The organism is Mesorhizobium sp. M0317 (assembly GCF_040321555.1).
In the GTDB taxonomy this organism is placed as follows: domain Bacteria; phylum Pseudomonadota; class Alphaproteobacteria; order Rhizobiales; family Rhizobiaceae; genus Mesorhizobium.
On record NZ_JAMYRV010000002.1, the window covers coordinates 88,371 to 100,346 of the forward strand.

9 protein-coding genes are annotated in these 11,976 nt (G+C 63.5%); 8 read left to right on the forward strand and 1 reads right to left on the reverse strand.

Features of this window, described 5'->3' with window-relative positions; all coding sequences use genetic code 11:
• Nucleotide 1 precedes the first annotated feature (1 nt).
• Complete coding sequence (locus NKI88_RS02760) at nucleotides 2-1,036, forward strand: Gfo/Idh/MocA family protein (protein ID WP_023681700.1); 1,035 nt, start codon at nucleotides 2-4, stop codon at nucleotides 1,034-1,036.
• A complete protein-coding gene (gene apnL, locus NKI88_RS02765) occupies nucleotides 1,033-2,871 on the forward strand; it encodes a D-apionate lactonase (protein WP_352653684.1) in 1,839 nt (612 codons plus the stop codon). The genes NKI88_RS02760 and apnL overlap by 4 nt, the downstream gene beginning before the upstream one ends.
• A 2-nt stretch (nucleotides 2,872-2,873) precedes the next feature.
• Here the strand turns inward: apnL and NKI88_RS02770 are convergent, their stop codons facing one another.
• Nucleotides 2,874-3,587, reverse strand: a complete 714-nt coding sequence (locus tag NKI88_RS02770) for a transcriptional regulator NanR (RefSeq protein WP_023672607.1) — start codon at nucleotides 3,585-3,587, stop codon at nucleotides 2,874-2,876.
• A 187-nt stretch (nucleotides 3,588-3,774) separates the two neighbouring features.
• Here NKI88_RS02770 and oiaX point away from each other — a divergent pair, with 187 nt between their 5' ends.
• The 6 genes from oiaX (at nucleotide 3,775) to NKI88_RS02800 (ending at nucleotide 11,944) form a co-directional block, all read left to right on the forward strand.
• Nucleotides 3,775-5,025: a 3-oxo-isoapionate-4-phosphate decarboxylase OiaX gene (gene oiaX / locus NKI88_RS02775; RefSeq protein ID WP_023697638.1), complete on the forward strand. Its 1,251-nt coding sequence runs from the start codon at nucleotides 3,775-3,777 to the stop codon at nucleotides 5,023-5,025.
• Nucleotides 5,026-5,029: 4 nt separating this feature from the next.
• Nucleotides 5,030-6,364, forward strand: a complete 1,335-nt coding sequence (locus NKI88_RS02780; protein WP_023825732.1) for a four-carbon acid sugar kinase family protein — start codon at nucleotides 5,030-5,032, stop codon at nucleotides 6,362-6,364.
• Nucleotides 6,365-6,599: 235 nt separating this feature from the next.
• Nucleotides 6,600-8,123, forward strand: coding sequence for an FGGY-family carbohydrate kinase (locus tag NKI88_RS02785; protein WP_352545382.1), 1,524 nt, complete (start codon nucleotides 6,600-6,602; stop codon nucleotides 8,121-8,123).
• Complete coding sequence (locus NKI88_RS02790) at nucleotides 8,120-8,896, forward strand: DeoR/GlpR family DNA-binding transcription regulator (protein WP_352545347.1); 777 nt, start codon at nucleotides 8,120-8,122, stop codon at nucleotides 8,894-8,896. The genes NKI88_RS02785 and NKI88_RS02790 overlap by 4 nt, the downstream gene beginning before the upstream one ends.
• Before the next feature lie 50 nt (nucleotides 8,897-8,946).
• A complete protein-coding gene (locus NKI88_RS02795) occupies nucleotides 8,947-10,605 on the forward strand; it encodes a glycerol-3-phosphate dehydrogenase/oxidase (RefSeq protein WP_352653840.1) in 1,659 nt (552 codons plus the stop codon).
• Nucleotides 10,606-10,930: 325 nt separating this feature from the next.
• On the forward strand, nucleotides 10,931-11,944 hold the full coding sequence (locus NKI88_RS02800; protein ID WP_023672601.1) for a sugar-binding transcriptional regulator: 1,014 nt from the start codon (nucleotides 10,931-10,933) through the stop codon (nucleotides 11,942-11,944).
• The last annotated feature ends 32 nt before the right edge of the window (nucleotides 11,945-11,976 follow it).

Genomic DNA, 11,976 nt, shown 5'->3' on the forward strand with positions numbered 1-11,976 from the left:
CATGGCGGAGTTGCGGGGAGGGCTCATCGGCTGCGGCTTCTTTGCCATCAACCAGATGCATGCCTGGCGCGACATTGAAGGCGCCGCGATGGTCGCCATTTGCGACCGCGACCCGGAGCGGCTGCGCATCATCGGCGACCAGTTCGGCATTGCGAAGCGCTACACCGACGCGGCAGAGATGTTTGCAAGCGAAAGCCTCGACTTCGTCGATATCGCCACTACCGTTCCCAGCCATCGTCCGCTGGTCGAGATGGCGGCGCTGCACCGTGTGCCGGTGATTTGCCAAAAGCCGTTCGCGCCGACGCTTGCCGACGCCAAGGCGATGGTGAGGGCCTGCGTGGAAGCCGGCGTACCGCTGATGGTGCATGAGAATTTTCGCTGGCAGTCGGCGATCCAGGCGGTGCGTGCCGTGCTCGACAGCGGCGAGATCGGCACGCCGTTCTTCGGGCGCATCTCCTTCCGCTCTGCCTATGACGTGTTTTCCGGCCAGCCCTATCTCGCCAAGGGAAAGCGCTTCATCATCGAGGACCTCGGTATCCACAGTCTCGACATCGCCCGTTTTCTACTGGGCGACGTGTCGACGATCACGACGCGAACCGCGCGCATCAACCCCGGCATCGCGGGCGAAGATGTCGCGACGATGCTGATGGACCACAAGAGCGGGGCGACGTCAGTGGTCGACTGTAGCTACGCGACGAAGCTCGCCACCGAACCCTTTCCCGAAACGCTGATCGAGATCGACGGCAGCGACGGCACGATCCGCTTGGCGCAGGGATATCGGCTCACCGTCACCGGCAGGAGCGGCACGAAGATCACCGACGTTTCGCCGCCCGTACTCGCCTGGGCATCGCGCCCATGGCACAACATCCAGGAGAGCGTCGTCGCCATCCAGCAGCACTGGGTCGACTGCCTGGCAAAGGGAACCGAGCCGGCGACCTCGGGCGCCGACAATCTCAAGACATTCGCGCTGGTCGAGGCGGCCTATCTGGGCGCCGCGAGCCACGAACCTGTCCACCTGGATGGCTTGCTGACATGACAGCCGACGCCTTCCTCCTATACGGCACACGCGTGGTCGAGGCCGAGCCGGTTAGGCTGAGTGCGGGCTTGCTCAGCGCCGACTTTGTCAACGGCAGCCTGCGCACCATCCGTTACGGCGGCATCGAAGTGCTGCGCGCCATCGCCTACATCGTGCGCGACCGCGACTGGGGCACCTATGAACCGGCGCTGACGGACCTTGCCGTCGATCAGGACGCCGACAGCTTCTCCGTCAGCTACTCCGCAACTTGCTTAGCACCGGGCGGAAGCCGGCTCGACTTTCGCGCTACGATCAAGGGCTCCGCCAACGGTCACCTAGTGTTCGACGTCAGCGCGGTCCCTGAAAGCGATTTCGAGACCAATCGCTGCGGTTTTTGCGTCCTGCATCCGATCGCCGGCCTCGCCGGCAGCCCGGTCACGGTCGAGCATACCGACGGCAGCGTGGTGGCGACGAAACTGCCGCTGTTCATCGATCCCTGGCAGCCTTTCAAGGATTTGCGCGCGATCACCCATGAAGTCCGGCCGGGCATTACTGCCGAATGCCGGATGGAGGGCGACACTTTCGAGATGGAGGACCAGCGTAACTGGTCGGACGCGTCCTACAAGACCTATGTGCGGCCACTGGCGCTGCCTTGGCCCTATGTACTGCCGGCCGGCCAAACTGTAAGCCAGACGGTCAGCCTGCGCATCACCGGCGAGGGGGGAATGCCGGCCGCAGCATCTGCCGCCGAACCGGTCAGCGTCGAACTCGGCGAGACCGGGCAGAGGCTGCCGGATCTCGGCGTGATCATCTACCCGGATGAGGTCGAAGCAGCGCTCGCAAATCTTTCGACATTGACCGAGCTCGGCCCGCAGCAACTTGTCTTCCACTACGATCCGACGCGCGGCCACGGTCTCGAAGCATTGCAGTCTTATGCAAGGCTCACCGCCGCCTATCCGGTGCAGACGACGCTGGAATGCATCGTTGCCTGCGCGGGCGACCTCGATCCCGAGCTGTCAGGCGTTGCCGACATGGTGCGTCAAGCCGGGTTGAAGCTTTCGGCCATTGCCGTCTCGCCTTCGGTCGACCGGCAGTCGACACCGCCGGGCAGTGCGTGGCCGGACTGTCCGCCGCTCGAAGACGTCTATGACGCGGCGCGGCGCGCCTTTCCCGATATCCGGCTTGGCGGCGGCATGTTCAGCTATTTCACCGAGCTCAACCGCAAGCGCGTGCCGGGGGGCCTGCTCGATTTCGTCACTCACTGCACGTGCCCGATCGTGCACGCCGCCGACGATCTCAGCGTCATGCAGTCGCTGGAGGCGCTGCCCTCCATAACCGCGTCGGCGCGGGCGATCTTTGGGGAAAAGCCTTACCGCATCGGTCCATCGACGATCGCCATGCGCCAGAACCCCTATGGCGGCGCGACCAAGGGCAATCCCGGGGGACAGCGCATCGCCATGGCCGATCGCGACCCTCGCCATGCCGGCCTCTTCGCAGCCGCATGGGCGATCGGCTATGCCGCGCGTGTCGCGTCGGCCGGGCTGGAACTGCTCACGCTCTCCGGCTTCGCCGGACCGTTCGGCGTGCTCGCAGCGTCCGGCGAACCCGTCGCCGAAGGCGCACCCCGGCCGATCTTCGATGCCATCAAGGGTCTTTGCGAAATGGCCGGCCTTGCGTATGTGGCGGCAAGGACGAGCGATCAGACGAAGGTGCTGGCGCTGGCCGGCCGCTCCGCTTCGGGCAAGACCGTGGCGTGGCTGGCGAACCTGACGGCGGACGACGTGACGGTCGACATCTCAGCGTTTGGCCGAGGCCAACTGGTGATGACCCCTTACGCGATCACGCGGATCGGCTGAAATCAGTTGCCGGAGTTCATCACATAAAGCGCGCGCGAGCGCTCGAGGTGCTTGATCATCGCCTTCTCGGCGCCGTCGGCATCCTTCTTCTCAATGCGGCCGATGATCTCTTCATGCTCGGTCAGCGTGAACTGTTCCTTGCCGGTCCAGATCAGCATTTCGGTGTGATATTCCTTCAGCCAACCGAGCATCGCCTCGCTGACGGCGATATAGATCGGGTTGCCTGAAATGGCCGCGATCTGGGTGTGAAACTTCATGTCGGCTGAAATGAAAGCCTCGGAATCGCCACGAAAGCCACGCTGTTCGGCAATTGTGGCCCGCAGCTGCTCAACGTCCTCGGCAGTGGCGTTTTCGGCGGCTTCCCTGACCATACCGCGCTCGAAGAAGATGCGCGCCGTTTTCAGGTGTTCCAACGTGTCCTTCGACGACGACAGGATGATCTTGGCTGCGCCATCGACCTGCTTGATGATCGACTTGGCGGTCAGCTGCAGCACCTTGGCGCGTTCCCCATGCGAGATCGCGACGAGGCCCATATTGCTCAGCGCCTGCATCGCCTCGCGGATCGCGGGACGGCCGACCTCGAAGCGCTCCATCAACTCGCGCTCCGACGGCATGTCGTCGCCCGGCGTCAATTCTCCGCTGGTGATCAGGCGCTTCAGCCGCAAAAACACTTCGTCGGAAAGTTTGCGCCGGACGATCGGCTCCGAACGGTTCATCGTCGCGAATCACTCCCTTGACCTGTGTCTATCTAGCACTGCCGCAGCTGTTCCCGGAATGGCTGTCGCCCCGATCGCCCATAGCCGCCAGACAGGATATTGCTTGCAAAGCTTATGTACTCATTATACCAGATTCCGACGATCAAGGAACTCTTTTCGAACCCCCTGCGGCCTCAGACAACGAACCATGATCACGCTCACCTACCGCATCGAGACATCAGGCAGCATCGAGACGCTGGCAGCCAAGATCGCCAGCGACCAGTCGACTGGAACCTTCGTCGCGCTGCCCGGCGAGACCGAGGAACTGAAAGCCCGGGTGGCCGCGCGTGTCCTGGCCATTCGGCACCTGCCGGACGCACTTCGCCCCTCCATTCCCGAGGCCGGCAACGGGCCGTTCAAGCGCGCGGATGTCGACATCGCCTTTCCATTCGATGCCATCGGCCACGACCTGTCGGCTCTGATGACCATTGCCATCGGCGGCGCCTATTCGATCAAGGGCCTAACCGGCATTCGCGTTGTCGACATGAAGCTGCCGGAGCAATTCCGCGGCGCGCATCCAGGTCCGCAATTCGGCGTCGCCGGCAGCCGCAGGCTGACAGGTGTCACGGATCGGCCGATCATCGGCACCATCGTCAAGCCGGCGCTGGGGCTGCGGCCCCCCGAAACCGCCGCGATGGTGGGCGAGCTGATCGCCGCCGGTGTCGATTTCATCAAGGACGATGAGAAGCTGATGAGCCCAGCCTATTCGCCGCTGGCGGAGCGGGTAAAGGCAATCATGCCGCTGATCCTCGACCACGAGCAGAGGACCGGCAAGAAGGTGATGTACGCCTTCGGCATCTCGCATGCCGACCCGGACGAGATGATGCGCAATCACGATCTGGTGGCCAAGGCCGGCGGAAATTGCGCGGTGGTCAACATCAACTCCGTCGGTTTCGGTGGCCTGGCCTTCTTGAGAAAACGCTCCAGCCTGGTGCTTCACGCTCATCGCAACGGCTGGGACATCCTCACCCGCCATCCCGGCCTCGGTATGAACTTCAAGGTCTGGCAACAGTTCTGGCGGCTGCTCGGCGTCGACCAGTTCCAGATCAACGGCATCCAATCGAAATACTGGGAGCCGGACGCGTCTTTCGTCGAGTCCTTCAAGGCGGTGACGACGCCGATTTTTGCCCCTGAGGATTGCGCCTTGCCTGTGGCGGGCTCCGGCCAATGGGGCGGGCAAGCGCCCGAGACCTATGAACGGACCGGCCGGACGGTCGATCTGCTCTATCTGTGCGGCGGCGGCATCGTCAGCCATCCGGATGGACCGGGCGCCGGGGTGCGTGCCGTGCAGCAAGCCTGGCAGGCGGCGGTCGACGGCATTCCGCTGGCGGATTTCGCCTTGAGCCATCCGGAGCTGGCGCGGTCGATCGAAAAATTCGGCGACGGCAAAGCGGCCTGAAGCAATGCAAGACCTGCTTCTCAGCTATTATGGCGACGACCTCACCGGCTCGACCGACGTCATGGAAGCGCTCGAACTCGGCGGCGTGCCGACCGTGCTATTTATGCGCCAGCCGGACGCGGCCATGCTTGCGCAGTTCAGCCACTGCCGCGCCATTGGATTGGCCGGCACCAGCCGCAGCGAGACGCCACAATGGATGGACACGCATCTGAGCGATGCCTTCGCTTGGCTGAAGACGCTGAATGCCGCGATCTGTCACTACAAGGTCTGCTCGACCTTCGATTCCAGTCCGACGATCGGCAGCATCGGTCGCGCCATCGAGATCGGCCGCTCGGTCTTCGCGCAGGACAGCGTGCCGCTGCTGGTCGGGGCGCCGCAGCTCAAGCGTTACACCGCCTTCGGTCATTTGTTCGCGGTCTATCGTGAAAAGTATTTCCGCATCGACCGCCATCCGGTGATGAGCCGCCACCCGACGACGCCGATGGATGAATCCGACCTGCTGATCCATCTGTCGCGGCAGACGGAGCTCACATCGGGGCTGGTCGATCTCGCGACGTTGCAGTCGGCGTCGCGCTCGGAAGCCTTCGACCGCTTGCTCGCAAAGGGCACCGACATCGTACTTGTCGATGTCGACAGCCTCGAGACGCAGGCGCTTGCCGGCAAGGAGATATGGCGCGCCCGCAAGCCGGGCGGTTCGTTCGTCGTCGGCTCGTCGGGGATCGAATATGCGCTGCTGGCCGAATGGGTGTCGAACGGGACAGTCAGAGCTGAACCAGAATTTTCGCCGCCGGGTGCCGCCGACCGGATCGCGGTCGTCTCGGGCAGTTGTTCGTCGACGACCGAACGACAGATCCGTCACGCTTTGACTGACGGCTTCGACGGCATCGAGGTCGATCCCGTCGAACTGATCTCCGAAGCTTCCGGAGATGCGATCGCACGCGCGACGGCAGCCGGTCGCGCCAGTCTGGAAGCCGGGCGCAGCGTCGTTCTCTACACGGCCCTTGGACCCGCGGCCGATAGGGGGGGCGAAATCGACCGCCAGGAAGGCGCCCGCCACAAGCTCGGGCGGGGCCTCGGCGAACTGCTTCGCGCGCTGACCATCGAGCAGAAGTTGCAGCGCGTGGTCGTTGCCGGCGGCGATACGTCGAGCCACGCGCTCGGCCAGATGGGTGTCGATGCGCTGACCGTGCGGATGCCGTTGCCGGCGTCGCCGGGCTCGCCGCTTTGCGTCGCTCACTCGCGCGTCAAGGCGATCGATGGGCTGGAGGTGGCACTCAAGGGCGGGCAGGTTGGAACCGACCGCTATTTCAGCGCCATCCGTGACGGCCTTAGCAGCTGATTACGCGTCGCCTGGCAACCGCGAGATCCATTCATGCCCTCTAACGGCGCGGTAGCGGTTTTTGTCGCGCATGTTGACGTTAAATTCACATAAAGATATGGGTGTTTTGTCGGGGCAAGGTACTTTTGCCATTTATCCGCCTTGCTCTATCGGGGTTGTCGCCATGTGTTTCGCCCTTGCATCAGACTGCAGGATCGCCCTGTAGCAATCGCCAATGCTGAAAGAGGCGGTGATCATGCCCAGCCTGCTCGGAATCGATAACGGCCTCACGGTCACCAAGGCGGTCATCTTCGATGCCGACGGCACGCAATTGTCCGTGGCGCGTCGCCGGGTGCCGCAATCGATGCCCCACGCGCGCTGGGTGGAGCGCGACATGTCAGGCCTGTGGCAAGCAACAGCCGACGCCATCAAGGAGGCGATCGCGCTCTCCGGCAGGCCGGCGGAAGACATCAAGGCGGTGGCGGCGACCGCGCATGGCGATGGTCTCTATGTGCTCGATCATGATCGTCAGCCTTTGGGACCAGGCATCCTGTCGCTCGACAGCCGCGCCGGCGACATTGTCGACAGGTGGTCCGCCGGTACCGTTTTCACCGATGCGCTGGCGACGACAGGCCAGACGCCGCATGTTTCGGCGCCGTCGGCGCTGCTGGCGTGGCTTAAGCAGAACGATCCTGATCGCTATGGCCGCATCGGCCGTGTGCTGGCCTGCAAGGACTGGTTGCGCTTTTGCCTGACCGGCACGATCGGGACCGACCGCACGGAGGCCAGCACTTCATTCACGGATTTTCGCACGCAAGCCTATGCGCCTGAAGCGCTGCGCATCTTCGGGTTGGAGGATCTGTTCAACGCGCTGCCGCCGGTGGGGCATTCGGCTGACGTCGCCGGTCAAGTCACAGCCGATGCCGCCGAAAGGACCGGCCTTCGCAAGGGAACACCGGTCGCCTGCGGCCTGCACGACGTGGCCGCCTCGGCGCTTGGCATGGGCGGCCATGAAGACGGCGTGCTCGCCATCGTCGCCGGCACCTATTCCATCAATGAAGTCGTCTCTTCGCAACCGCGCGTCGACCGGCGTTGGTTCTGCCGCAACGCCATCGACGCGGGCCGTTGGAACAACATGTCGATCTCGCCGGCCTCGACCGCGAACTACGACTGGTTTCTCGACACGTTTTGCCGCGCGGAGCAGGACAGGACGGATGGCGGCTCCCTCCACGAATTGCTGGCGGGAGAGATCGACGCGGCGTTGAAGAAGCCTTCGACCATCCTGTTTCATCCCTATCTGTTCGGCTCTCCCTATGGCGATTTGGCCAGCGGCAGCTTTGTCGGCCTGCATGGCTGGCACAATCGCGGCGACATGCTGAAGGCGGTTCTGGAAGGCATCGCCTTCAATCACCGCACCCATGTCGAGGCTTTGCGCGACGGCTTTGCCGTCAGCGAGATCCGCCTGACCGGCGGCGGTTCGCGCAATCCTGCCTTCGTCCAGATGTTTGCCGACGTGCTGAACGCCCCGGTCACCGTCACCTCGACGGATGAGACCGCGGCCCTCGGTGCCGCGCTTTGCGCAGGTGCTGCGGTCGGCTTGTTCAAGACGCCGCAAGAGGGAGCAAGGCAGGTTGGGATGACGGAGCGGACGTATCAACCGGTGCCCGCCTCCAGTGCTGTGTTCAATGAGCGGTTTTCGCTCTACTGCCGCATAGCCGAGCAGCTGAAGTCGCATTGGCCGGACATCGAAAGGCTGGCGCGGCCAAGGGGAGACGCATGATCAAGGCCGACGAACGACGCGAAGAGATCGCCGATTATGTGATCAAGCTGGGCCAGGTGCGCATCGACGATCTGGTCGAGCATTTCGGCGTATCGCGCATGACCATCCACCGGCACATCGACCGGCTGGCGCAGCAGGGCGTGCTGCGCAAGCTGCATGGTGCCGTGACGGTTCAGCCGTCCGGTCTCTATGAGAGCGCCTTCCGCTACCGGGTGACGGTCAACCGAGCCGAGAAGGATGCGCTGGCGCGGGCAGCATTGGACTATGTCGAGGCCGGCCAGGTGGTGATGCTGGACGATTCATCGACGGCAAACGCGGTTGCGACGCTGCTGCTCGACGTCAAGCCGCTGACGGTTGTCACCAACAGCGTGTCGACGGCTGCGTTGCTGATCAATGTCGACGACCTCGACTTCATCTGTCTCGGCGGCCAGTATCACGGCACCTACAATGCCTATATCGGCATCGTCTGCGAGAACGCCGTGGCGCAGTTGCGCGCCAATGTGCTGATCTGTTCGGCTTCGGCCGTCACCGGAACCACGGCTTTCATCCAGGATCCGAATGTCGTGCGGGTCAAGCAGGCGATGATGACCGCCTCCGTGAAGCGCATCCTTTTGGTCGACCACGCAAAATTCGACCGGATCGCGCTGCATGTCTTCGACGATTTGACCAGTTTCGACGCCGTGCTGGTGACCGAGGGGCTCGGCGATGCGCAGGCGCAGAGCCTCGAGCGGGCCGGCGTGAAACTGCGCATCGTCAAGACGAAAGCGCCATGAGCCGAACAGACGGAGCAGGGGCGGACAATCGCGCCGGACGTCTCGCCGCTATGGCTGCGACCGGCGAGGTCGACGTCGTCATTCTTGGCGCCGGCATCAACGGGGCTGGGCTGTTTCGCGATCTGTGCGCGCAAGGTGTCAGCTGCCTGATCGTCGAAAAGGCGGATTTCGGCTCGGGCACCAGTGCCGCGCCGTCGAGGCTCATCCACGGCGGCTTGAAATATCTCGAGACCGGCGAGTTCGGGCTGGTGGCGCAGTCGACGCTCGAACGCAATCTGCTTCTTCAAAACGCGCCGCACTATGTCAGCCCGCTGCCGACCGTCATCCCGATCTTCTCGTGGAGCAAGGGCATGCTCGCGGCGTTGCGAACGCTGTTCGGCTCGACCAGCGCGCCGCGCAGCCGCGGCGCCATACTGATCAAGATCGGCTTGATGATCTACGATTTCTACGGTTCACGAAACCAGGTCATGCCGCGCCACCGCATGGTCGGGCGGCGGCAGGCGCTTGTTGAGATGCCGGCGCTCAATCCGGCGATCGTCGCCACCGGCACCTACTACGACGCCAAGATAAGTCACCCGGAAAGGCTGGTGCTGGAACTGATCCTCGACGGCTTGCAGGCTCACGCGGCGTCTGCCGGTGCCAACTACACGACACTGGCGGCTTCAGCCAATGGCGTGCTCACCTTCCAGCCGGAAAACGGCGCGGCCTTTTCGGTGCGGCCGAAGCTGGTGGTGAACGCCGCCGGTCCGTGGATCGACGACGTCAACGCGCTGCTTGGTGCTCCATCGAAGATGATCGGCGGCACCAAGGGCTCGCATATCCTTTTAAGGCATGACGAACTGGTCAAAAGCCTCGCCGGGCGCATGCTCTATTTCGAGGCCGATGACGGCCGCATCTGCCTGGTCTACGACTATCTCGGCCTGGCGCTGGTCGGCTCGACCGACATCAAGGCCGACAATCCGGACGCGGTCCGCTGCGAACCCGAAGAAGTCGACTATCTGCTCGACAGCGTGCGAACGCTGCTGCCGGGCATGGCGTTCGAGCGCGACCAGATCGTCTACGCCTATAGCGGCATCCGGCCGCTGCCGACGTCTGAAGCAGCGACGCCCGGACTGATCAGCCGCGATCATTCGGCGCCCGTTGCCGAGCCGGACGGCAACAGGCCCTTTGCAGTCATTTCGCTGGTCGGCGGCAAATGGACGACGTTCCGCGGCTTTGCCGAGGAAGTCACTGATACCGTACTCAAGCGCTTGCAGCGCAGCCGCAAGATGTCGACTCAGTCGATGCCGATCGGCGGTGGGCGGGATTTTCCGGCCAATGCCGCCGCGCGCGCGGACTGGCTGGCTGAGGCACAGCAGGCAACGGGCGCCGGGGAAGGGCGCCTTGATCAATTGCTGTCGCGCTACGGGACCAGAGCCGTTGAGATCGCCAGGCACGGGTCGGATGATGAGGGTTGCCTGCCGGACTCCGGCGGCTACGGCAAGGCGGAAATCGACTACATCGCGCGCAACGAGTTCGTCGAACATCTGGCCGATGTCGTTATGCGCCGCAGCACGTTGGCGATAGGCGGCTCGCTGACGAGCCGCGACCTGCAGGAGATTGCCGCGATCGCGGGGCGGGCGTTGGGGTGGAGCACCGAGCGCCTCACGCGGGAGGTCGAAGCCGCTGTTGTCGAGCTCGAAGGCAGGAACCTGATGCGGCTGGACTGATCGCTTGATCGCCGACGCCTAGCTTTTCCTGAGGCAATCCGATCGATTTGCCCTTGTTGCGCCCTGTGCATCAACCTTCCCATTTTGCACCCGGATTGGGATTTGCCGGCGCCTACGGGCTCATGCCGTCACTGGATCCGGTAACACAAATTGACGTTAAATTAACACTACCGTATGGTCATATTGTATGCTTACCTTCTAATAGGCTCGCGTTGGCTGCCGAACGTCGGCTGAGGCAACCATCTGCGGAGGGATTGACAGCGGTGCAAAGGTATGAAAATTTTTGCACACAAAGATAATATTATCACCCTGGGGAGGGGATGGCTTGAATTCCGGCGGAAGCGCAAACCGCGACCATGAATCCAGCCTCGCCACGCGCGCGGCCTGGCTGCACTATGCCGGTGGTCTGACCCAGGCCCAGGTGGCCAAGCGGCTTGGCCTGACCAGCCTCAAGGCGCATAGGCTGATCACCAAGGCCAACCAGGAAGGTCTGGTCAGGGTCTTCATCGACGGCGACGTCGCCGAATGCGTCGACCTGGAACAGCGCCTGATCGCCGCCTATGGGCTCCACTATTGCGAGGTGGTTCCCGATCTCGATCAGGACGAACTGCCGCTCAAGGGGCTGGGCATTGCCGGCGCCCAGTTCCTGAAGCGCGAAATCGATCGCGGCGAAGACATGCTGATCGGCGTCGGCCATGGCCGCACGCTTGCCGCCAGCGTCGAATATCTGACGCGCGCAACTGCTGCTCACATCCGTTTCGTCTCGCTGCTTGGCGGCGTGACGCGCAAATTCGCCGCCAACCCGCACGACGTCATGCATCGCCTGGCAGAGCGGACCGGCGCGCAGGCTTTCGTCATGCCGGTGCCTTTTGTCGCCAATACCGCCGAGGACCGCGAAGTGCTGCTTGGCCAGCGCGGCATCAGCGATGTGTTCGCTCTCGCCAGCCGGTCCGACCTGATGTTCGTCGGAATAGGCACGGCCGAGCGGGAGGCGTCGCTGGTCGCCACCGGCATGATCGAGCCTTCCGAAATCGACGAGGTCAAGCGTGACGGCGGCGTTGGTGAATTGCTGGCGCATTTCTTCGACGACAAGGGGCGTCCGGTCGAAACGGCGCTGTCGGAAAGAATACTGGCGCTTCCGCGCGATCAGTTGAAGGGCCGCAGGATCGTTGCCGTCGCCGGCGGCAAGGTGAAGGTGCGCGCCATCAAGGCAGTACTCGAAAGCCGTTATCTCAGCGGCCTGATCACCGACGAATGCACGGCCCGCGCGCTGGTCGAGCTCGACGATGCAGCCGGGACCGCGAAGCGCTGCGTGAACGGAGGAACTTCGAATGCGTGACAACGGACAATCCGCACCGCTGGTGGTTGCAT